This is a genomic window from Pseudomonas sp. M47T1 (assembly GCF_000263855.1).
In the GTDB taxonomy this organism is placed as follows: domain Bacteria; phylum Pseudomonadota; class Gammaproteobacteria; order Pseudomonadales; family Pseudomonadaceae; genus Aquipseudomonas.
In genome coordinates this window covers 1-22,138 of the sequence record NZ_AJWX01000044.1, presented here as the reverse complement: position 1 = coordinate 22,138, position 22,138 = coordinate 1, and the positions used below count along the sequence as shown (strand labels likewise).

At 63.0% G+C, this 22,138-nt stretch carries 21 protein-coding genes; 13 read left to right on the top strand and 8 right to left on the bottom strand.

What is annotated here, in order from left to right; translation table 11 throughout:
• Positions 1–138 precede the first annotated feature (138 nt).
• A complete protein-coding gene (locus PMM47T1_RS27995) occupies positions 139–573 on the top strand; it encodes a DUF4124 domain-containing protein (RefSeq protein WP_008375604.1) in 435 nt (144 codons plus the stop codon).
• Between the two features lie 36 nt (positions 574–609).
• On the opposite strand, the gene PMM47T1_RS27990 is transcribed toward PMM47T1_RS27995, so the two are convergent.
• Genes PMM47T1_RS27990 through mrcB form a run of 3 tightly spaced genes read right to left on the bottom strand, consistent with a single transcriptional unit; the run spans position 610 to position 4,034 of the window.
• Entirely contained in the window at positions 610–939 is a 330-nt protein-coding gene (locus PMM47T1_RS27990; protein WP_008375603.1) for a YqcC family protein, read from the bottom strand.
• Positions 940–941: 2 nt separating this feature from the next.
• On the bottom strand, positions 942–1,685 hold the full coding sequence (locus PMM47T1_RS27985; RefSeq protein ID WP_043301634.1) for a tetratricopeptide repeat protein: 744 nt from the start codon (positions 1,683–1,685) through the stop codon (positions 942–944).
• A 30-nt stretch (positions 1,686–1,715) separates the two neighbouring features.
• The gene (gene mrcB, locus PMM47T1_RS27980; RefSeq protein WP_008375601.1) at positions 1,716–4,034 is read right to left on the bottom strand and encodes a penicillin-binding protein 1B; all 2,319 of its coding nucleotides are present in this window, start codon (positions 4,032–4,034) and stop codon (positions 1,716–1,718) included.
• A 140-nt stretch (positions 4,035–4,174) separates the two neighbouring features.
• Here mrcB and PMM47T1_RS27975 point away from each other — a divergent pair, with 140 nt between their 5' ends.
• From PMM47T1_RS27975 to PMM47T1_RS27960, 4 genes are all read left to right on the top strand, one after another.
• A complete protein-coding gene (locus PMM47T1_RS27975; RefSeq protein WP_008375600.1) occupies positions 4,175–5,731 on the top strand; it encodes a bifunctional aminoglycoside phosphotransferase/ATP-binding protein in 1,557 nt (518 codons plus the stop codon).
• Between the two features lie 224 nt (positions 5,732–5,955).
• A complete protein-coding gene (locus tag PMM47T1_RS27970) occupies positions 5,956–6,300 on the top strand; it encodes a pentapeptide repeat-containing protein (protein WP_008375599.1) in 345 nt (114 codons plus the stop codon).
• Positions 6,301–6,474: 174 nt separating this feature from the next.
• Positions 6,475–6,747 carry a TfoX/Sxy family protein gene (locus PMM47T1_RS27965; RefSeq protein WP_008375598.1) on the top strand — a complete coding sequence of 91 codons (273 nt, stop codon included), beginning with the start codon at positions 6,475–6,477 and terminating at the stop codon, positions 6,745–6,747.
• 41 nt (positions 6,748–6,788) lie between these two features.
• A complete protein-coding gene (locus PMM47T1_RS27960) occupies positions 6,789–7,580 on the top strand; it encodes a Crp/Fnr family transcriptional regulator (RefSeq protein ID WP_008375597.1) in 792 nt (263 codons plus the stop codon).
• Positions 7,581–7,772: 192 nt separating this feature from the next.
• Here the strand turns inward: PMM47T1_RS27960 and PMM47T1_RS27955 are convergent, their stop codons facing one another.
• The 3 genes from PMM47T1_RS27955 to PMM47T1_RS27945 are packed head-to-tail and all read right to left on the bottom strand — an operon-like array spanning position 7,773 to position 10,458.
• The gene (locus tag PMM47T1_RS27955; RefSeq protein ID WP_443216111.1) at positions 7,773–8,495 is read right to left on the bottom strand and encodes a heme ABC transporter ATP-binding protein; all 723 of its coding nucleotides are present in this window, start codon (positions 8,493–8,495) and stop codon (positions 7,773–7,775) included.
• Between the two features lie 44 nt (positions 8,496–8,539).
• Positions 8,540–9,523: a FecCD family ABC transporter permease gene (locus tag PMM47T1_RS27950; RefSeq protein WP_177323415.1), complete on the bottom strand. Its 984-nt coding sequence runs from the start codon at positions 9,521–9,523 to the stop codon at positions 8,540–8,542.
• A gap of 50 nt (positions 9,524–9,573) precedes the next feature.
• Entirely contained in the window at positions 9,574–10,458 is an 885-nt protein-coding gene (locus PMM47T1_RS27945; RefSeq protein ID WP_008375594.1) for a heme/hemin ABC transporter substrate-binding protein, read from the bottom strand.
• A gap of 158 nt (positions 10,459–10,616) precedes the next feature.
• Here PMM47T1_RS27945 and PMM47T1_RS27940 point away from each other — a divergent pair, with 158 nt between their 5' ends.
• Positions 10,617–10,934, top strand: coding sequence for a Rieske (2Fe-2S) protein (locus PMM47T1_RS27940; protein ID WP_008375593.1), 318 nt, complete (start codon positions 10,617–10,619; stop codon positions 10,932–10,934).
• A 119-nt stretch (positions 10,935–11,053) separates the two neighbouring features.
• Here PMM47T1_RS27940 and sfsA read toward each other — a convergent pair whose 3' ends face one another.
• Both sfsA and PMM47T1_RS27930 read right to left on the bottom strand, forming a co-directional pair.
• Positions 11,054–11,761, bottom strand: a complete 708-nt coding sequence (gene sfsA / locus PMM47T1_RS27935; RefSeq protein ID WP_008375592.1) for a DNA/RNA nuclease SfsA — start codon at positions 11,759–11,761, stop codon at positions 11,054–11,056.
• The gene (locus PMM47T1_RS27930) at positions 11,761–12,933 is read right to left on the bottom strand and encodes a pyridoxal phosphate-dependent aminotransferase (RefSeq protein WP_008375591.1); all 1,173 of its coding nucleotides are present in this window, start codon (positions 12,931–12,933) and stop codon (positions 11,761–11,763) included. Before PMM47T1_RS27930 ends, sfsA begins: the two co-directional genes overlap by 1 nt.
• Before the next feature lie 231 nt (positions 12,934–13,164).
• Between PMM47T1_RS27930 and dksA the strand changes: the two genes are divergently transcribed.
• The 7 genes from dksA (at position 13,165) to folK (ending at position 21,859) form a co-directional block, all read left to right on the top strand.
• Positions 13,165–13,611, top strand: a complete 447-nt coding sequence (dksA, locus tag PMM47T1_RS27925) for an RNA polymerase-binding protein DksA (RefSeq protein ID WP_008375590.1) — start codon at positions 13,165–13,167, stop codon at positions 13,609–13,611.
• A gap of 74 nt (positions 13,612–13,685) precedes the next feature.
• A complete protein-coding gene (gluQRS, locus tag PMM47T1_RS27920; protein ID WP_008375589.1) occupies positions 13,686–14,576 on the top strand; it encodes a tRNA glutamyl-Q(34) synthetase GluQRS in 891 nt (296 codons plus the stop codon).
• A gap of 147 nt (positions 14,577–14,723) precedes the next feature.
• Positions 14,724–14,900: a hypothetical protein gene (locus PMM47T1_RS29610; RefSeq protein ID WP_003250005.1), complete on the top strand. Its 177-nt coding sequence runs from the start codon at positions 14,724–14,726 to the stop codon at positions 14,898–14,900.
• A complete protein-coding gene (locus tag PMM47T1_RS27910; protein ID WP_177323414.1) occupies positions 14,884–17,838 on the top strand; it encodes a sensor histidine kinase in 2,955 nt (984 codons plus the stop codon). The genes PMM47T1_RS29610 and PMM47T1_RS27910 overlap by 17 nt, the downstream gene beginning before the upstream one ends.
• A 22-nt stretch (positions 17,839–17,860) precedes the next feature.
• Positions 17,861–19,297: a sigma-54-dependent transcriptional regulator gene (locus PMM47T1_RS27905; protein WP_008375587.1), complete on the top strand. Its 1,437-nt coding sequence runs from the start codon at positions 17,861–17,863 to the stop codon at positions 19,295–19,297.
• A 688-nt stretch (positions 19,298–19,985) separates the two neighbouring features.
• Positions 19,986–21,377 carry a polynucleotide adenylyltransferase PcnB gene (locus PMM47T1_RS27900; protein WP_008375586.1) on the top strand — a complete coding sequence of 464 codons (1,392 nt, stop codon included), beginning with the start codon at positions 19,986–19,988 and terminating at the stop codon, positions 21,375–21,377.
• Between the two features lie 2 nt (positions 21,378–21,379).
• Positions 21,380–21,859, top strand: a complete 480-nt coding sequence (gene folK / locus PMM47T1_RS27895; protein ID WP_008375585.1) for a 2-amino-4-hydroxy-6-hydroxymethyldihydropteridine diphosphokinase — start codon at positions 21,380–21,382, stop codon at positions 21,857–21,859.
• The last annotated feature ends 279 nt before the right edge of the window (positions 21,860–22,138 follow it).

Genomic DNA, 22,138 nt, shown 5'->3' with positions numbered 1-22,138 from the left:
TTGTTGTGATTCGCGACGCTCAAGTCAAGCCATCTGTTGCAATTTAATGCGTGCCAATTTTTTCACCAGATACAGAAAACGTTTGCTCATAACGGTCTCAGGTAGTTTCATAATTGCGATAAAGGCCAAGGAATTAGCATGCGATCACTCATCATCACCGCCATTGCGCTGGCATTGGCAAGCCCGGCGGGTTTCGCTGCGCAGATCTACAAATGGGTCGACAGCCAGGGCGTGACGCACTTCGATGCCCAGCCGCCGGCGGGCCAGAACTCCACCGAGGTGGACACCGCCAGGCCCGTGGCCGCGCCGCCTGCGGCGCCCATCAAGGCCCCGGATGCGGCGCAGGGCAAGGCTGACCAGCGCACCATCAACCAGCAAGTGCGGCAGCAGGTACAGGATCAGGAAAGCCAGATAGCGCAATTCTGTGACACCAGCAGAAACAACCTGGCGCAGTTGCAGACAAACCCGCGGGTGAGGCAGGACATGGGTGGGGAATTACGACGGCTGACGGAAGAGGAGCGCCAGGCAAAAATTGTGCTGACGCAGAAGCAGATAGACGAAAATTGCCAATAACGGCCTGTAGCCGCAGCCAAAGGCTGCGGCTACCGGTCAGCTGTGCTCGGTAATCAATTCGTCGAATTGATGCAGCAGCACGCGGATGCCGCGACTTTTCTCGGCTTGGTTGGCGTAAACCATTTCCGCCATGGCCAGGATGCCGGACGCGTTGGGCAGGGGCAGGTCCTGTTCAAGGATCTGCTTCATGCGCGGCAGGAAGATCCATTGCAGCCACTGGGAGAAGTCCAGGGTGTCCACGCAGAAGGGCTCCTGGCTGGCCAGCAGGCCAGCCTCAGGCATGTCCTCGCTCCACCAGCCCTGAACCCGCAACTCGCGCTCGATCAGCAACAGATGGTCGGCGATTTGCGGAAAACGCGCATCCATCTTCAACCTCCCGACGCTTTCTGGCGAGCCTGGCTGGCACCGGCGCTGTCACCCTGCTTTTCGCGCGCCTGGGCAATGGTGTTCCACAGGCTGGCCTGCAGGTCCGGGCGGCCGTTGGCGTAGGTCAGGGCACGGCGGGCCAGTTGCTCGGCCTGGGGCGCATCACCCTGGGACAGGCGCACCTGGGCCAGGCGGTAAAGCACCTGGGGTTCGCGCGGCGCAATGCGCTGGGCGCGCTCCAGGCTCGACGAGGCGCCGTTGAGGTCGCCGCCGCCCTGTTGCTGCTGGGCCGTGGTCAACAGCGCCAGCACCGGGCCGTCAAGCTGCTCGTCAGCTGCAAGGCCACCGCTGCTGGCGTTGTTGCTGGGGATGCCGGTGGGCGCGTTGCTGGTCGCCGGCATGCTGTAGTTGCTGGTCACGGGCGCGCTGTTATACGGCTGCGGCGTGATCGGCCCCGACGTGGCAGGGCCCGGCGTGATCGGCCCGGTACCGATTGGCGCGCTTTGCGGCGCGGCAAAGGTCATGGGCGCGGATTCGCCCTGAGGCATCACCACCACGCCGGAGTCCTGCGACATGGCCTGCGGCGCCTGACGCGGCACCGAGGCGTAGCCACGGTTGCCGGACACCCGCTCGCTATTGGACACGGCGGTACCGGAGTCCACCACCGGGATCGATCCTTGCGGCACACTGGCGCAACCGTTGAGCAATGCCAGGGCCGTTACAGCAGGAAACCACCACTTGTTCACTTCGATTCCTCTTTGCATGGCTCAGCCAAATTAGTTCAGCCAGCCCTTGACCCAATCCATCACGGAATCGGCCGGCGCCGGGCTACCGCAAGCAGGACCTGCCGCGGGTTCACTGCCGCGAATATACGGCATCTGCACGGCACCTGGGCAGTTGGCATCGGAGCCCTGGCCGGTGTGCGGGTCGATCCAGGCCTGGGTGACGTTGTCCGGTACCGGCGTGTCCAGCGGCAGCGGATCAGCCTTCTTCATGAAGCTGGTCCACACTTGCAGCGCACCGGTGGCACCGGTGAACGGCGTTTTGCCGTTGTCATCACGGCCAATCCACACCACCGCCAGCACGTCCTGGCTGAAGCCGGCGAACCAGCTGTCGCGCGAATCGTTACTGGTGCCGGTCTTGCCCGCCAGGTTCAGCGAACTTGGCAGCACGTTGTACACCGACCGCCCGGTACCTTCGCGCATCACGCGCTGCATGGCGTTCTGGATCAGGTAGATGGAACCTGGATCAAAGCGCTGCTGCACCTGGAAGGGGTAGCGCTTGAGCGGCTGGCCATCAGAGGTCAGTACGCTGCGAATACCACGCATCGGCGTGTTGAAACCGCCGTTGGCGATGGTCTGGTACATGGTGGCCACCTGAATCGGCGCCATGCCGCCCGCGCCCAGCAGCATTGATGGGTAGGTCGGCCAGTCAACGTCCACGCCCAGCTTGGAGATGGTCTTGAACACGTTGGGCACGCCCAGGTCCAGGCCCAGCCGTGCAGTGGACAGGTTCAACGAATGCGCCAGGCCCTGGTACAGGAAGATGGTGCCGTTGGAGTTGCCTTCATAGTTCTTCGGACGCCAGATTTGCCCGTCGGCGCCCTTGACCTCGAACGGCTCGTCCTTGATCCAACTGGTGAGCGTGTATTGGCTGGGCTTCTCAAGCGCGGTCAGGTAGATCGACGGCTTGACCAGCGAGCCAATCGGCCGCACCGCATCCAGGGCGCGGTTGAAACCGGCGAAACCCGGCACGCGGCTGCCCACCAGAGCCTGCACTTCGCCGCTTTCGGGGTTGGTGACGACCATGGCGGCTTCTACATCATCAACGCCCTTGCGGTTGCCCAGGCGCTTGAAGGTGTCGGTGACCGAAGCCTCGGCCTTCATCTGCAGGATCGGGTCGAAGCTGGTGAAGATACGCAGGCCTTCCTCGGTCAAGTCTTCGTCGCGGTAGTCTTCACGCAACTGACGCTTGACCAGGTCCAGGAAGCCGGGGAACGAGCTGTCTGCAAGGCTGCCCTGCTTGGTCACGCCCAGCGGCATTTTCTTCGCCGCATCCACTTGCGCCTGGGTGGCCACGCCCTGCTGCGCCAGCAGGTCGAGTACCAGGTTGCGGCGTTCCAGCGCGCGGTCCGGGTAGCGACGCGGGTTGTAGTAGGACGGCCCCTTGACCATACCCACCAGCAAGGCCACCTGATGCAGCTTGAGTTCGGACAGCGGCTGGCTGAAGAAGAACTGGCTGGCCAGGCCGAAACCGTGCACCGCACGCTGGCCGTCCTGACCGATGAACACCTCGTTGAGGTACGCCTCCAGAATCTCCTGCTTGCTGTAGTGGATCTCCAGCAGTACCGCCATCATCGCTTCAGTGAGCTTGCGCGACAGGCTGCGCTCGTTGGTCAGGTAGAAGTTCTTGACCAACTGCTGGGTCAGGGTACTGCCGCCCTGGCGCATCTGCCCGGCGGAGGTGTTGACCCAGATAGCGCGGGCAATGGACTTGGGCGACACACCGAAGTGGTGATAGAAGTCGCGGTCTTCCACGGTCACCAGGGTGTCGAGCAGGTACGGTGGCACCTGGTCCAGCTTGATCAGGATGCGGTCTTCAAGGTTCTTGGGGTACAGCCCGCCAATCAGCAGCGGCTCAAGGCGCACCACCGGCAGCTTGGCATTCTCGGTGCTGCTCAGCTCGGCAACGTAGTCACCATTGAAACGCACCTGCACCGGCTGGGCCTTTTCCAACCCTTCATAGAACTGGAAGCCACGGGTATTGAGGTTGACCGTAGTGCCCTTGACCACGGCAGTGCCCGGACCGTCCAGTGCGGTGGTACGGCGGTAGCCCAGTGCGTCGAGCTCGGTCAGGAAATCAGTTTCGCTGAGTTTCTGGCCGACGAACAGTTCCAGCGGCCGTGCATACACCTTGGCCGGGATGGTCCAGCGCTTGCCGGAGAACTTCTCCTGGACGATGGCGTCCAGGTACACGGCAAAGCCGGCCAGTATCACCAGGCCTACCAGGCCCAGCTTCAGGCCCCAGCCAAGCCAGGGACGAAGGCCGCCGGAGGCGCGTTTTTTGGGGGTGCGGGGGGATCGGGATCGAGTCATGGCGGCGGATTATACGCACTTTATTCCCGCTGGGCAGACGTCCCCGCCGCACGACGACCAGCGTCCATGAAAGGTTTGCACCAGCCCCACCAGCGGCCATAATGCCCGCCTCGAATTCTTTGACAGTTGAAGGACCGCCCGTGAGCCAAGCCCTTATCGCCGCCCTGCAGAACCCGGCCCTTTTCCCGCATCCGGTAGAAGCCTTCCAGGTAATCGAAACGCATATCTCCTGGGTGCTGCTCACCGGGCCCTACGTCTACAAAATCAAGAAGCCGATGAATTTCGGCTTCCTGGACTTTTCCAGCCTGTCGTCGCGCGAACACTTCTGTAATGAAGAGCTGCGCCTCAACCAGCGCCTGACCCACGACCTGTACCTGCAAGTGCTGCCAATCACCGGCAGCGCCGGGGCACCCGTGCTGGGCGGCGAAGGCCCGGCCATCGAATACGCCCTGCAAATGCGTCAGTTCCCGCAAAGCGACCTGCTCAGCACCCTGCAGGCCAACGGCGAGCTGACCAGCGCGCACATCGACTCCATGGCCCGCCAGATCGCCGAGTTCCACCTGAGCGCGCCAGTAGTACCCGCCGCTAACGAAGCCGGCACCCCGGCAGCGGTGATGGCCCCCGTGGAGCAGAACTTCGAGCAGATCCGTCCGTTCCTCAAGGACCCGGCCGACCTGCAACAACTCGACGCACTGCAAGCCTGGGCCCAGGCCAGCTTCGACCGTCTCCAGCCTTTGCTGCAGGAACGCAAGGCCGAGGGCTTCATCCGCGAATGCCACGGTGACATCCACCTGGGCAACGCCACGCTGATCGACGGCGAGGTGGTGATCTTCGACTGCATCGAGTTCAACGAACCTTTCCGCTTCACCGACGTGTACGCCGACACCGGGTTCCTGGTCATGGACCTGGAGGACCGTGGCCTGAAATGTCTGGCGCGCCGTTTCATCAGCCAGTACCTGGAACTGACCGGCGACTACCGCGGCCTGGAACTGCTGAACTTCTACAAGGCCTATCGCGCCCTGGTCCGCGCCAAGGTCGCCCTGTTCGGCCTGACCTCGGACTCGGACGCCGTGCAGCGCGCCACCACGTTCAAGCAGTACCGCAAGTACGCCAACCTGGCAGAAAGTTACAGCGCCATTCCTTCGCGCTTCCTGGCCATCACCAGTGGTGTCTCGGCCGTGGGCAAGAGCCACGTGGCCATGCGCATGGTCGAGGCGCTGGGCGCCATTCGCCTGCGCTCGGACGTGGAGCGCAAGCGCCTGTTCGGCGAGCAACAGGGTGACAACCTGCTGCAAAGCGGCATTTACAGCGCCGACGCCAGCGTGGCCACCTACCAGCACCTGCACACCCTGGCCGATGGCATTCTGCGCGCCGGTTTCCCAGTGGCGATCGACGCCACCTACCTCAAGCACGACCAGCGCCAGCAGGCCGCCAGCGTTGCCGAGACCACCGGCGTGCCGTTCCTGATCCTGGACTGCAACGCGCCACAGGCGGTACTGGAAGCATGGCTGCAACAACGCCAGGCTGAGCAGAGCGACCCGTCCGACGCCACCTTGGAAGTGATCAAAGCCCAGCAGGCCAGCCGCGAGCCGCTGACCAGCGAAGAACTGGTGCTGAGCAAGCGCGTGGAAACCAACGAGGGCGACAGCCTGGACAAACTGGTAGAGCAAATCCGCCAGCGCCTTCCGGGGCTGTAAGTTCGCCCTTAGCCGCTGCCCCCAGGCTGCGCTGGCCCCTGAATACACTGGAGATCTTCGGTGAGGCATAGGGCCGGCGTAGCCTGCGGCATCGGCTACACGGTCTCGCCGCCTTCGCTGGTGCGTCCCCCCAGTTATTTTCTCCAGCCGTGAAGCAGTCGACAGTCTGTGGCGCAAGAATAGTGGCATTATAATGGCGTCAATAATTCCAACAGGAAGTCGCCATGAGCCAGCCCAAGCAGCTCGACTCGCCCCTTTACGCCCTCGTGCACCAAGAAAACGTTCGCGGTTTCAATGAACAGCGCCCCACCCAAGGCCAGGTCGACTTTCGTAGCGGCGACTTCCGCGGCCTGGACCTGCGTGAGCTGGACGCCCGCGGCATCGACTTCACCGACGCTTATTTCCGCACCGCCGACCTTCGCGGCCTGGACCTGCGCGACACCTGCATGGAAGGCGCCAGCCTTGCCCACGCGCAGATTTCCGGCGCCTACTTCCCGGCAGAGCTGAGCGCCGATGAAATCCTGATGTCGGTGAATTTCGGCACCCGGCTGCGCTACCGCACCCGCTGAAGCATCACAACGCCCCTTCCGGCGCGCCCTGCGCCGGATCCCTGATGCGTGCAAGCTGCTGATATCTGCCAAAAAAGCCCCGCCTGAGCGCATTTCCAAAGTGCCGCTACACTCCCTTTTCAGAACGGCCAGCAAATTGCGCCTCGACAAGTTCAGCCGTCGCAAGGAGGCTTGATGAACGATGAACTTCAGCACTTGAAGAACCTGGGCAAAACCTCGGCACAGTGGCTGCATGCCGTGGGTATTCACAGTGCCTCCGATTTGCGCCGCCTGGGCGCGGTAGACGCTTACCGTGCAGTGAAGACCCGGGGCTTTCGGGCCTCCAAAGTGTTGTTGTACGCCATTGAAGGCGCATTGCTGGACGTGCACTGGAATGACATCCCCGCCGAGCGCAAAGAGGCTTTGAATCAGCAACTCGACGCGATATCTTCACGTCGTAAAAACTGACCGCGCCCGCGCGTCAGGCTCGACTGTCGAGGGAATCGCGCATGTATCTATTTGGAGAGCAGCCGGCATACGCCGACGCGTGGGTCAATCGCCTGCAAGGGATCGCCTCGCAACTGCTGTTGGGCATCGCACCCGCAGGCCCGGCACTGGACCTGGAACCAGGCGCCGACCTTGGCGCCCTGCAAGGTGACAGCCACCTGTACCTGATCGACAGCGGCCTGGTTCAGGCGCGCATCAATGAGCGGCCCTTGTTCTACCTGCAGGACGGCGACCTGCTGGGCCTGTACCAGAATCGCGAAGACCTGGCCTATCAATACAGCACCGACGGCGTGCTGCGTGTGGTGCCCTACCTGCGTAGCGAGGTGCTGGCGCACATCCACGCCACGCCGCACACCCAGGAACTGCTGATCGAGTACTTGACCGGGCAGACCACACTGCTGTGCGACGCCATCACCCGCCTCAAGCAGCCCGAGTACCGCGCCAGCAACGGCTTCAAGCACGTGGCCGCCGGCGACGTCCTGATCCACCAGGGCGACGAAGCCGACCATGTGTTCGTGATCATCGAAGGTCACGCCGAAGCGTTCGTGGACGGGCACAAGGTAGGCGATGTGCCCAAGGATGAGATTTTCGGCGCCATGGCCATCTTCACCCACGAAAAGCGCAGCGCCACCGTGGTGGCCAGCGAACCCTGCACGCTGATGATCATCCCCAAGGACCAGTTCCTGAGCCTGACCCAGACCAACCCGCGCATCGCTCACAGCCTGATCGAGAGCATGGCACGGCGCATTGACGCGCTGAATCGGCAGGTCACGCGGCTGATTGGCAGCCCGTGAAAATAAATCGAATCGGCCTGTTGACTTCTAAATGAGAATTGTTATGATTATCACATCTGGTCGCGAGGCCAGTGATGATTTGAAAGACCTTGGTTCGGACTCTCAGATTATCTCCTCATCAGGCTAATCACGGTTATTGACCCGGCACTTTGCCGGGTCTTTTTTTGCCTGCTATTTGAGGGTCCAGCCCAATTAACGGGCAATGATCAGCGGATGCCCCCGCTCGGGGTGCGCCTGCACCAGCACTTCCAGGCCGAACACCGCCTTCAGCCCGTCCGGCTGCAACACGGCTTGCGGCGTGCCCAGCGCGAATGCCCGGCCCTGCTCCAGTAGCAGGATGCGGTCGCAGTAACGCGCCGCCAGGTTCAGGTCATGCAGAATCACCAGCACCGCCGCGCCACGGTCGGCAAAGGCCCGCACCGCCTGCAACGTGGTGTGTTGATGCAGCGGGTCGAGGGCCGACGTGGGTTCGTCGAGCAACAGCGTGGTTCCCTCCTCCCCCGGCCACAATTGCGCCAGCACTCGAGCCAGGTGCACGCGCTGACGCTCGCCGCCGGACAAGGCCAAATAGCTGCGTCCGCGCAAATGCTGCGCATCGGCGGCCTGTAAAGCCGCCTCGATGATCTCGGCGTCGCGTGCCAGCCCACTGTCGTGAGGCAAGCGGCCCATGCCCACCACCTCCTCCACGCGAAAGGAAAAACCCAGCGTCGACACTTGCGGCAGTACCGCCAGGCGGCGCGCACGCTCAGAGCCTGGCCAGTCGGCCAGCAGACAGTCACCCAGCCATACCTGGCCTTGCCGGGGCGCCAATTCGCCGCACAAGGCGCCCAGCAGGGTGCTCTTGCCCGCGCCATTGGGGCCAAGCACGCCCAGCACCTCGCCGGGCTGCAACGCCAGGCTGATATCGCTCAACACCGCTTGCTGGCCGCGCACCACTTGCAGGTTATCCACACGCAACATCAGGGACGCCCCCGCACCAATAGATAGAGAAAGAACGGCGCCCCCAGGAACGCCGTGACAATACCGATAGGCAGTTCGGCCGGTGCCAGGGCCATGCGCGCAATCAGGTCGGCAAACAGCAGCAGGCTTGCTCCCGCCAGCAACGAGGCCGGCAGCAGCACCCGATGATCGGGCCCCGAGACCTGGCGCACCAAGTGTGGCACCACCAGGCCGATGAAGCCGATCAGGCCGGCCGCGGCAACCGCAGCCCCAACCCCCAGCGCGGTACAGAACACCAGTTCACGCTTGAGCCGCTCTACATCCACGCCCAGGTGGCGCGCTTCGGACTCACCCAGCAGCAAGGCATTCAACGCCCTGGCCCGGCGCGGCAACCACAGCGACACCCCGGTGGCGATCAGCACCAGCGGCCACAACCGCTGGTAACTGGCACCATTGAGACTGCCCAGGTTCCAGAAGGTCAGGGTACGCAGCGTGGCGTCGTCGGCCAGGTAGGTGAACAACCCCACGGCGGAACTGGCCAGCGCGGTCAACGCCACGCCTGCCAACAGCATCACGGCAACGCTGGTCTGGCCGTTCTTGCGGCCCAGTTGGTACACCAGCGCCGTCACCCCCAGGCCGCCGAGGAAAGCGCACAGCGACAGCAGGTACGGTTCCAGCAGTGGCGGCAGGCCGCCAAACCAGCTACCGCAAACGATCGCAATAGCCGCACCCAAGGCCGCGCCGCTGGACACCCCCACCAACCCGGGGTCGGCCAGCGGGTTGCGAAACAGGCCCTGCATCGCTACCCCCGACAGCGCCAGCACCGCGCCTACGGCCAGGCCCAGCAAGGTGCGTGGCAAACGGATCTGCCCCAGGATCATCTCGGCCTGCTCCAGCCCCTGCCCTTGCACCGGCAACCCCGCCAGGTGCAAACCTGCCCGCAGAGTGTCCAACAGCGGCAGGCTCACCGGGCCAAGGGCCAACGACAACCAGCAGGCCAGCAGGCACAGCAGTCCAAGGCCCGTAAATAAGGTGCGTGGCGCCAGCATCGGCCTCATTGGGCAGGCTTGGCATCAGGGAAAAACGCCTGGGACAGGCCGTTCAGGCTCGCCGGCAGGCGCGGCCCCAGGCCGCCCACCAGCAAGGTGGGGTCAAGCTGCACGATGCGCTTGTCTTTCACTGCCCGGGTGGACGCCAGCGCCGGGTTGTCCTTGAGCAGCGCGGCAATGGCCGCCTCGCCGCTCAACGAGCGGTCGGCGAAGACGATGACCTGCGGGTCCAGCGCAGCCAGCACTTCGGTGGAGAAGTTCTTGTAGCCCTGCTGGGTGGCCAGGTTGCGGCCGCCGGCCTGGGTAATCATCCAGTCAGCCACGGTGTCGGGCCCCGCCACCAGCGGCTTGGCACCCATGTGCCCAAGCAGCAGAATAACCCCGGGCGCCGGTTGGGCGGCCTCGGCCTGCTTGACCCACGCCTGATGGGTGGTCAATTGCTGACGATAGTCATCGAACAGTTGCCCGGCGTGGCCCTCATCGCCCAGCAGCCGGCCAAGGTGCAACAGGTTGGCTTGCAGGGTGGGCAGGTCGGGCTTGCTGTCGAACATTTCGACGTGCAGACCGGCGGCGCGGATTTGCTCCAGGACCGGCGGCGGTCCCATTTCCTCGGTACCAATGAGAATATCCGGACGCGGGTTCAGGCTCAGGATGCCCTCAGAGGACAGTGCACGCTGATAGCCGATGCTTTTGAGCGACTTGACGCTGTCAGGGTGCTGGCTGGTGGTGTCCACGCCCACCAGCTTGCTTTCCCCACCCATGGCCACCACCCATTCGGTCAGGGCGCCGCCGGCACTGACCCAGTGCTGAGGCAGTGCCTGGGCGGCCGTGGCCCACGGGTGAAGCAACATGGCGGCGGTGAAGCCGATGACCCTGGCGCTCAAGCGCATGTGGAAATCCTCTGATCAATGAATGGCAAGGGTTGCAGTGCCTGGCGTTATCTCGTTGAATGCCCGCCCGAACGGCAACCGAACGTTTCATTTGATAATTATTTGCATTTGGACGTCAAGCCACCCCTTGTATCATCAGGTAACACATAGAGGTCAGCATGCAGTGGCTGTGTGAAAGCACCGCGTTGAGCGAAGCACAAAGTCGCGGTTTCGAGTGCGAAGGCATCAAGCTTTTTATCGTACGCCGCGAAGGCCGGGTATACGCCTACCGCAACCGCTGCCCGCACCGGGGCACAGCGTTGCAATGGGAAACCGATGTGTTTCTGGATGACAGCGCCACCCTGATCCGCTGCGCCAGCCATGGGGCGTTGTTCCTGATGGACTCGGGCGAATGCGTGGCCGGGCCGTGTGAAGGCAAGGAGCTGGAGAATTTCGATTGCCGCGAGGACGCCACAGGGATCTGGGTAGACGTCTAATATCAAGGCGCCAACGATTCCTGTGGGAGCGGGCTCTGCCCGCGAGGGCTACACCGCGAAACCTCTGACCGACCGAGGCGTTCTTTTCGCGGGGAGAACCCGCTCCCACAGGGCGGTTATTACAGAATGACTTGCAGGCGGCGGTTGACGTAGACCTGTTGGCTGTCCAGGTGCACGCCATAGGCCAGCACTTCCACGCCGTCGGCCACCGCTGCTTTCAAGGCGTCGGCATAGGCGCTATCGATTTCGCCCGCCGGTCGCACGGCGTCAATGCCCGTCAGGTTCACGCAGTACAACTGCACCGCTCGCACGCCATTGCGCGCCAAGGTCGCCAGCTCGCGCAAGTGCTTGGCCCCGCGCTGGGTCACGGCGTCCGGAAACGCGGCCACGGTGGTGCCGTCGTAGCCCAGGGTCACGCTCTTCACCTCGACGTACGCCGGCCCCTCGGGGTATTGCAGGCAGAAATCCACACGGCTGCCCTCCTCGCCATAGGCCACCTCACGCTTGAGCGCGGTAAAACCCGCCAGCTCGGTGATGACCCCGGCATTCAGGGCCTCTTCCACCAGGCGGTTGGCGCGCCCGGTGTTCACGCAGGCCAGGCGGCCCTGGGGCGTTTCGCTGATTTCCCAGGTGCCGGGCAGCTTGCGCTTGGGGTCATTGGAGCGGCTGAACCACACCTGGCCGCCCTCCACCATGCAATTGAACATAGACCCGGTGTTGGGGCAATGAATGGTCAGCTCTTCGCCGTCCAGGGTGCGGATATCGGCGAGGAACCGCTTGTATCGACGCAACAGACGACCTTCTTCCAGCGCGGGAGTGAATTCCATCAGCCTTGCCAGCTCCGCAGTCCACGCGCGATGCGCTCCACGGCCTGCTGCAGGCGCGGCAGGCTTTGAGTATAGGCAAAGCGCACGTGATGGGCGGCCTGATGACGGCCAAAGTCCAGGCCTGGGGTGAAGGCCACGTGTTCGGTTTCAAGGAAGTGCTGGCAGAAAGCAAATGCATCGCCGCCAAAGACGCTGATGTCGGCATACAGGTAGAAGGCGCCTTCCGGCTCCACGGCAATGCCAAAGCCCAGCTCGCGCAGGGCCGGCAGCAGGAAGTCGCGGCGGCGGCCGAATTCGGCGCGGCGTTCTTCCAGTATGGCCAGGGTGTCCGGCTGGAAACAGGCCAGTGCAGCGTGCTGGGCCATGCTGGGGGCGCTGATGTAGAGGTTTTGCGCCAGTTTCTCCAACTCTGGCACCGCCTCGGGCGGGGCCACCAGCCAGCCAAGACGCCAGCCGGTCATGCCGAAATACTTGGAAAAACTATTCAGGACAAACGCCTGCTGGTCGACTTCCAGCACGGTGGCGGCGTTGGTGCCGTAGGTCAGGCCATGGTAGATCTCATCCACCACCAGGTGACCATTTCGGGCCTTGAGGGCCTGTGACAGCTGCGCCAGCTCGTCACGACTCAACAGCGTGCCCGTGGGGTTGGCCGGCGATGCCACCAACGCACCGACGCTGTCGTGGTCCCAGTGACGCGCCACCAGGTCGGCCGTCAGCTGATAACGTACTTCCGGGCCCACCGGCACCAACTGCGCGGCGCCCTCCACCAGGCGCAGGAAGTGACGGTTGCAGGGGTAACCCGGGTCGGCCAGCAGCCAGTGCTTGCCCGGGTCTACCAGCAGGCTGGTGGCCAGCAACAGCGCGCCCGAGCCGCCGGGGGTGATCAGGATACGCTGGGGGTCGACGTTGACCCCGTAGCGTTGGTCATAGAACCCGGCAATGGCCTCACGCAGCGCGGGAAGGCCGCGGGCCGCGGTGTAGCGGGTCTGGCCGTTGGCCAGCGCTGCCTGCCCCGCCTTGATGATCGGCTCGGCGGTGGTGAAGTCCGGCTCGCCTATTTCCAGGTGGATGACGTCATGGCCCGCCGCCTGCAATTCATTGGCACGGGCCAGCAGCGCCATGACGTGAAAGGGTTCTATGGCGCGGCTGCGCGCACTGTAGGGCTGGGCCATTGACCCTCCTTAAAGGGTGTAAAATAACGATTCTACCGGACGCGACAGCCGAACGTGTCGCGAAACGGCCGGTCCATATGCTTTGACGCCATCTGCGACAGGCTCGACAACCGGGAGTGGCGCCGCCTGGATTGATCTGCTAAGTTCGCCGGCTTGCAGTCGCAGGGCCGGCGGGTGTCGGAGATGGAGCATCCTGCGCAATGGATTAGAAGAGCGAGAGGCGGTCAACCAATGTCCACCAATGAAAAGCAAGCATCTACCCAAACACTGGAAAGTGGCATCGAGCCTTATGTGGTAGCTCCCGGTGAGGAGTACATGGGCAAACCCATGCGCGCACATTTCACCAATATCCTGCAAAAATGGAAAATGGAGCTGATGGTCGGCGTCGACAAGACCGTGGACCATATGAAGGATGAAGCAGCCAACTTCCCCGATCCCGCCGACCGCGCCAGCCAGGAAGAAGAATTCGCCCTGGAACTGCGTGCCCGGGACCGCGAGCGCAAGCTGATCAAGAAAATCGATAAGACCCTGCAACTGATCACCGACGAAGAATACGGCTGGTGCGAGTCTTGCGGCGTCGAGATCGGTGTGCGCCGCCTTGAGGCCCGCCCTACCGCCGACCTCTGCGTCGACTGCAAGACCCTGGCAGAGATCAAGGAAAAACAGGTCGGCAAATGACCTGTTGAAACCGGGGCGTGCCCAACGCCCCGGTGCTGCCCCCCTTCGCTGAATTTTCCAGTACCCTGTTTCCCATGAACACGCCTGCCTATGTTGGCCGCTTCGCGCCAACCCCCAGTGGTTTCCTGCATTTCGGCTCGCTGGTGGCCGCCCTTGCCTCCTACCTCGACGCCCGTGCCGTTGGCGGCCGCTGGCTGCTGCGCATGGAAGACCTGGACCCGCCCCGGGAAATGCCGGGCGCCCAGGCGGCGATTCTCGAAGCCCTGGAGAACTACGGCTTCGAATGGGATGGCGAGGTGGTTTACCAGAGCCTGCGCCATGATGCCTATGCCCAGGTAATCGATCGGCTGTTCCAACAGGGCCTGGCCTACGCCTGCACCTGCTCGCGCAAGCAACTGGAGCCTTACCACGGCATTTACCCAGGCCTATGCCGCAATGCCGGGCATGGCCAGGAAAGCGCGGCCATCCGCATTCGCGTGCCGGAACTGACTTACACTTTCGAAGACCGCGTCCAGGGCCGTTTCCAGCAGCACCTGGGGCGCGACTCCGGTGATTTCGTGATTCGCCGCCGCGACGGCCTGTACGCGTACCAACTGGCCGTGGTGCTGGATGATGCGCTGCAAGGGGTGACGCACATCGTGCGCGGCGCCGACCTGCTCGACTCCACGCCGCGCCAGCTGTACTTGCAGGAGTTGCTGGGGTTGTCGCAACCCGACTACCTGCACGTTCCGCTGATCATCCAGCCCGATGGCAACAAGCTGGGCAAGAGCTACCGCTCGCCGCCGCTGCAAGCCGACGAAGCCGCTCCGCTGCTGGTGCGCGCGCTTCGCGCCCTGGGGCAGCCGGCCCCGCCCGAACTGCGCGACGCCATGCCCCGTGAAGTCCTGGCCTGGGGCATCACCCACTGGAACGCCGACCTCATCCCCCGCACCCTGACCCTGGCCGAAGCCCAGCTCACGCCCTGACGTAGCCTGGCCCCCGGATACCAATGTAGTGAACTTCCAGTTGCGCTACGATGCGCTTGCGTTACCATCCCCGCACCTTTTTTGCCCACACAGACAATAATAAGTCGAGCGCTCTGGGTTTGACGTTCATCCACCGAGGAGGCCGGCATGTATATCTACCGTTTGGTCCTGCTGTTGGTAGTCGGCATCTACCTGTTTTCCCCCGCGATCATGGACTGGTGGATTGAACCGACCGGCGCCTGGTATCGGCCGTATCTGCTGTGGCTGATCCTGATCGTGGTGACCTTCATTCTCCAGAGCCAACGTGATGCCGATGAGCTTTAGCCTCACCCAGATGATCCTGATCAGCGCCGCCTACCTGCTGGTGCTGTTCGGTGTAGCCTGGATCAGTGAACGCGGGATGATCCCGCGCGCAATCATTCGCCACCCCCTCACCTACACGCTGTCGCTGGGTGTTTACGCCAGCGCTTGGGCCTTTTACGGCACCGTGGGCCTGGCGTACCAGTACGGCTACGGCTTTCTGGCCTGCTACCTGGGGGTGTCCGGGGCGTTCCTGCTGGCGCCGGTGCTGCTCTACCCGATTCTTAAAATCACCCGCACCTACCAGCTGTCGTCCCTGGCCGACCTGTTCGCGTTCCGCTTCCGCAGTACCTGGGCGGGCGCGCTCACCACCATCTTCATGCTGGTGGGCGTGCTGCCCCTGCTGGCACTGCAGATTCAGGCCGTGGCGGACACCATCAGCATCCTCACCCGGGAACCGGTGCAGAACCGAGTGGCACTGGCCTTCTGCGCACTGATCACGTTGTTTACCATTTTCTTCGGCTCGCGCCATATCGCCACCCGCGAAAAACACGAAGGGCTGGTGTTCGCCATTGCCTTCGAGTCCATCATCAAGTTGGTGGCCGTGGGGGGCATCGGCCTGTACGCGCTGTACGGGGTATTCAACGGCCCGCACGAACTGGAACTGTGGCTGCTGCAAAACCAGACGGCCCTCGCCGCCCTGCACACCCCGTTGCAGGAAGGCCCGTGGCGCACGCTGCTGCTGGTGTTCTTCGCCTCGGCCATCGTCATGCCGCACATGTATCACATGGCCTTTACCGAAAACCTCAACCCGCGCGCGCTGGTCAGCGCCAGCTGGGGCCTGCCGCTGTTCCTGTTGCTGATGAGCTTGGCGGTACCGCTGATTCTGTGGGCCGGCCTGCGCCTGGGCGCCACCACCAGCCCGGAATATTTCACCCTGGGGGTGGGCATCGCCGCCAACAGCAAGGCCTTGGCGCTGCTGGCGTATGTGGGCGGGCTGTCGGCGTCCAGCGGGCTGATCATCGTCACCACCCTGGCCCTGTCTGGCATGGCGCTGAACCACCTGGTGCTGCCGCTCTACCAGCCACCGGCCGAAGGCAACATCTACCGCTGGCTGAAATGGACACGGCGCGGCCTGATCGTGGCCATCATCATGGCCGGCTACGGCTTCTACCTGTTGCTGGGCACCGCCCAGGACTTGGCCAACCTGGGCATTGTCGCCTTCGTCGCCACCTTGCAGTTCCTGCCCGGTGTGCTGTCGGTACTGTATTGGCCGGCCGCCAACCGCCGCGGTTTCATTGCCGGCTTGCTGGCGGGTATCCTGGTGTGGATGGTAACCATGTTGCTGCCGTTGATCGGCAACCTGCAGGGCATTTACATCCCGCTGCTGAACATGATCTATGTGCTCGACGACACTAGCTGGCACATGGCGGCGATCGCGTCGCTGGCGGCCAACGTACTGATGTTCACCCTGATCTCGCTGTTCAGTAACCCCAGCCCCGAGGAGGCCAGTGCCGCCGAGGCCTGCGCCGTGGACAACGTGCGCCGCCCGCAGCGCCGGGAGCTGCACGCCGCCTCGCCACAGGAATTCGCCACCCAGCTCGCCAAGCCGCTGGGCGCCAAGGCCGCGCAGAAAGAAGTGGAACAGGCGCTGCGCGATCTCTACCTGCCATTCGACGAGCGCCGCCCTTATGCCCTGCGCCGCTTGCGCGACCGCATTGAGGCCAACCTGTCCGGCCTGATGGGCCCCAGCGTCGCCCAGGACATGGTAGAGACCTTCCTGCCCTACAAGTCGGGCAACGAGAACTACGTCACCGAAGACATTCACTTCATCGAAAGCCGCCTGGAAGACTACCACTCGCGCCTCACCGGCCTCGCCGCCGAGCTCGACGCCCTGCGCCGCTACCACCGCCAGACCTTGCAGGAACTGCCCATGGGTGTGTGCTCGCTGGCCAAGGACCAGGAAATCCTGATGTGGAACAAGGCCATGGAAGAGCTGACCGGCATCGCCGCGCAGCGTGTGGTGGGTTCACGCCTGATGACCATCGGCGAGCCATGGCGCGGGCTGCTGCAAGGCTTCATCGACATTCCCGATGAGCACCTGCACAAGCAGCGCCTGCCACTGGACGGCCAGATTCGCTGGCTCAACCTGCACAAGGCGGCCATCGACGAGCCACTCGCCCCAGGCAACAGCGGCCTGGTGCTGCTGGTGGAAGACCTTACCGAAACGCAGATGCTGGAAGACAAGCTGGTGCATTCCGAGCGCCTGGCCAGCATTGGCCGTCTGGCGGCGGGCGTGGCACACGAAATCGGCAACCCAATCACCGGCATCGCCTGCCTGGCGCAGAACCTGCGCGAAGAACGCGAAGAAGACGGTGAAATTACCGAACTCAGCAGCCAGATCCTCGAACAGACCAAGCGCGTTTCACGCATCGTGCAGTCGCTGATGAGCTTCGCCCACGCGGGCAGCCACCAGCACAGCGACGAGCCGGTGAACCTGGCCGAAGTGGCCCAGGACGCCATTGGCCTGCTGGCCTTGAACAGGCGCAATTTCGAAGTGCAGTTCTATAACCTCTGCGACCCCGACCACTGGGTTGAAGGCGACCCGCAACGCCTGGCCCAGGTGCTGATCAACCTGCTGTCCAACGCCCGCGACGCCTCCACCGCCGGCAGCGCCGTGCGGGTCAAGAGCGAGGCCAGCGAACACACCGTGGACCTGATCGTCGAAGACGAAGGCAGCGGCATTCCCAAGAACATCATGGACCGTTTATTCGAACCGTTCTTCACCACCAAGGATCCTGGCGAGGGAACCGGACTGGGGCTTGCTCTGGTCTATTCCATCGTTGAAGAGCATTATGGACAAATCACCATCGACAGCCCGGCTGATACTCAAAGCCAGCGTGGCACCCGTATTCGGGTGACCTTGCCTCGGCATGTCGAAGCGACGTCCGCCGTGAACTGAGACCGTCGAGAGAATTGAATCAATGCCGCACATTCTGATCGTCGAAGACGAAACTATTATTCGTTCTGCCCTGCGCCGCCTGCTTGAACGGAATCAGTACCAGGTCAGCGAAGCCGGCTCCGTGCAAGAAGCACAAGAGCGCTTCTCCATCCCCACTTTCGACCTGATTGTCAGTGACCTGCGCCTGCCTGGCGCCCCGGGCACCGAGCTCATCAAGCTGGGCCAAGGCAAGCCGGTGCTGATCATGACCAGCTACGCCAGCCTGCGCTCGGCCGTGGACTCGATGAAAATGGGCGCGGTGGACTACATCGCCAAGCCCTTCGACCACGACGAGATGCTTCAGGCCGTGGCGCGCATCCTGCGTGACCGCCAGACGGCGCCGGCCCCAGCCGCGCCCGCAGAGCGCGCAACCAATGGCAGCGGCAAGGCCGCGGCGGCCGATAACGCCAACGGCGAGATTGGCATCATCGGCTCGTGCCCGCCCATGCAAGACCTGTACAGCAAGATCCGCAAGGTGGCGCCTACCGACTCCAACGTGCTGATCCAAGGCGAGTCGGGTACCGGCAAGGAACTCGTGGCGCGCGCGCTGCACAACCTGTCGCGCCGTGCCAAGGCGCCGATGATCTCGGTGAACTGCGCCGCCATTCCGGAAACCTTGATCGAGTCCGAGCTGTTCGGCCACGAAAAGGGCGCGTTCACAGGCGCCAGCGCCGGCCGTGCAGGCCTGGTGGAAGCGGCGGACGGCGGTACGCTGTTCCTCGATGAAATCGGTGAGCTGCCCCTGGAAGCCCAGGCCCGCCTGTTGCGCGTGTTGCAGGAAGGCGAGATTCGCCGGGTAGGTTCGGTGCAGTCGCAAAAGGTCGATGTGCGCCTGATCGCGGCGACTCACCGCGACCTCAAGAGCCTGGCCAAGGTGGGCCAGTTCCGTGAAGACTTGTATTACCGCCTGCACGTGATCGCGCTCAAGCTGCCCGCCCTGCGCGAGCGCGGCGCCGACGTCAACGAGATTGCCCACGCGTTCCTGGCCCGCCAGAGCGCGCGCAACGGCCGCACTGACCTGCGCTTTGCCCCGGACGCCGAACAAGCCATCCGCCACTATTCGTGGCCAGGTAACGTGCGCGAACTGGAAAACGCGGTGGAGCGCTCGGTCATTCTCAGCGAGAGTGCGGAAATTTCCGCCGAACTGCTGGGCATCGACATCGAGCTCGAAGACCTGGACGACGATGCGTTCGAAGCATTGGGCAGCCCTTCGGCCAGCAATGTCGGCACCACCAACCACGAGCCCACCGAAGACCTGTCGCTGGAAGACTACTTCCAGCACTTCGTGCTCGAGCATCAGGACCACATGACCGAGACTGAGTTGGCGCGCAAATTGGGCGTGAGCCGCAAGTGCCTGTGGGAGCGCCGCCAACGCTTGGGCATTCCGCGACGCAAGTCGGGCGTGGCCAGCGAAAGCTGATACGTTTCAGCTATTTACTGAGTGTCACGGGGTAACAAAACGGGGGAGTGACAAACTGTTACCCCCACCCGCACCGCGTAACAGAAGCCGGGGCGTACGGTAACGAATTCAGGTGTGAACAGGCACCGGCCGACCACCACCAAATCCCGCAAACCCTTGATTTACAGGCACTTTAAAAAGTTGGCACGGCACCTGCTATGTATTTGGTACAAGAACAACAATAAGCAATGACACACTCTAATAAAAACAAGATGACACGGCTCACGCATAACAAGAACAACACGGCGGAGGCGCAGCTAACTGATTCTTTTGGAGAGGCGTTGTAATTGGGGCTAGCCCCACACCCAGGCAAAGACCAATAAAAACTGCACTGAAAAGCAGAACGGCATGGGATGAAAGCAACTCAGCGACCAAAGCAATCCGTTTGCTCTTGCTCCCGGTTAGGGAGCAGCCCACTGGCGAAGGCCACGCGGGCAGGGCGTTAACAAAAACAAGAAGCCCGAACAAAAAAACAAGAAGAGCATGCAACTACATTCCTTGGGGAGCTTCGGCTCCCCTTGTAGTTTCCACGTTTCGTCCCCCTCGTTGCGCAGCGTCCTACACCATCCCTCGACTAAATGCTAGAATCCCCGCCCATCATGCGGTCATTCTCATTCATGGCCGAACATTCCTTCAAACAGTGCATCCCATGCTGAAGAAGCTGTTCCAGTCTTTCCGTACCCCCGTGCGTCGTCCGCAACACCTGCGCACCACGCCCGAAGTGCTCAACAGCGGGCAACACTCGCTGCAACGCAACCAGTTCAGCCGCCACGCGGTGAGCATCGTCGAACGCCTGCAAAACGCGGGCTATCAGGCCTATCTGGTGGGCGGTTGCGTGCGTGACATGCTGCTCAACATCACGCCCAAGGACTTCGACGTCGCCACCAGCGCCACCCCCGAACAAGTGCGTGCGGAGTTTCGCAACGCCCGGGTGATTGGCCGCCGGTTCAAGCTGGTGCATATCCACTTCGGTCGCGAAATCATCGAGGTCGCCACTTTCCGCGCCAATCATCCCCAGGATGATGAAGAGGAAGACAGCAACCAGTCCTCGCGCAACGAAAGTGGTCGCATCCTGCGCGACAACGTCTACGGCACCCTCGAAGAGGACGCCCAGCGCCGCGATTTCACCATCAACGCCCTGTACTACGATCCGGTCAGCGAGCGCATTCTCGACTACGCCAACGGCGTACACGACATTCGCAACCACCTGATTCGCCTGATTGGCGACCCGGTGCAACGCTACCAGGAAGACCCGGTTCGCATGCTGCGGGCCGTGCGTTTCGCCGCCAAGCTGAACTTCGGCATCGAGAAGCACACCGCCGCGCCGATCCGCGAACTGGCGCCCATGCTGCGTGAGATCCCGTCGGCACGCCTGTTCGAGGAATGCCTGAAGCTGTTCCTGTCGGGCAACGCCGCCGACACCTTCGAGATGCTGGTCGACCTGCAACTGTTCGACCCGCTGTTCCCGGCCAGCGCGCATTCCCTGGAACATCAGCCGACCTACACCCACACGCTGATCAGCGAAGCGCTGAAAAACACCGACCTGCGCGTCAAGCAAGGCAAGCCGGTGACACCCGCCTTCCTGTTTGCCGCCCTGCTGTGGCCTGCCCTGCCCGCCCGTGTGCTGCATTTGCAGGAACGCGGCATGCCACCGATTCCGGCCATGCAGGAAGGTGCCCACCAGCTGATTGCCGAACAGTGCCAGCGCATTGCAATTCCCAAGCGTTTCACCATCCCTATCCGCGAGATCTGGGACATGCAGGAACGCCTGCCACGCCGCAGCGGCAAACGTGCCGACCTGCTGCTGGACAACCCGCGTTTCCGTGCCGGCTACGACTTCTTGCTGCTGCGTGAAAGCGCCGGCGAGCAGACTGACGGCCTGGGCGAATGGTGGACCGACTACCAGGACGCCAATGACAGCGAACGCCGCGACATGATCCGCGACCTGGGCAGCAAGGACGAAACCGGTGCCGGCCCGCGAAAGCGCAAACGCAGCGGTGCCAAGCGCAAACGCGGCGCTGCGGCTGATTCGGGCGAGTAAGCATGGACGTCGTGTACATCGGCCTGGGCAGCAACCTGGCCGAACCCGCCGAGCAACTGCGCCAGGCCATCGACGCACTGGGGCAGTTACCTTCCAGCCAAGGGCTGGAGGTGTCGGCGCTGTACAGCAGTGAATCGCTGTCGCCCGGCCAGCCGCCTTACACCAACGCCGTCGCGCGGTTTGAGACCGACCTGGCGCCACTGGCATTGCTGGACGCCCTGCAGGCCATCGAAAATGGCCAGGGGCGTGTGCGAGCCGAGCGTTGGGGGCCGCGTACGCTGGACCTCGATGTGCTCTTGTTTGGCGATCGCGTGATCGATGAGCCGCGGTTGACGGTGCCGCATTATCAGATGCACGTGCGGGCGTTTGTGTTGTATCCGTTGGCGGAGGTGGCGCCTGCTGATCTGCGGTTGGCGGATGGGCGGTTGTTGGTGGACCTGTTGGCTGATTGTCCGTTTGAGGGGTTGGAGCGGTTGGCTTGAGGTTGGCTTGAGGTTGCGTTGGGGCTAATAGGTGTTCGCCCTGGCTCTTTTGGCGTTCTTGAGATCGAGCGCCGTCCGCACGGCGCTTCGCGGGCAGAGCCCGCTCCCACAGTCTGTTTCGGGCCAGTTATGTCAGTGGCATCTCCCGGGACCGCTTTGTTTTTTTACTGAAGATGTGTGTGGGTGCCACCAAGGCGGTCGAGATGATCTCACTGGCATAATTGGCCCGAAACAAACGTGGGAGCGGGCTCTGCCCGCGAAGCGCCGCGCGGGCGGCGC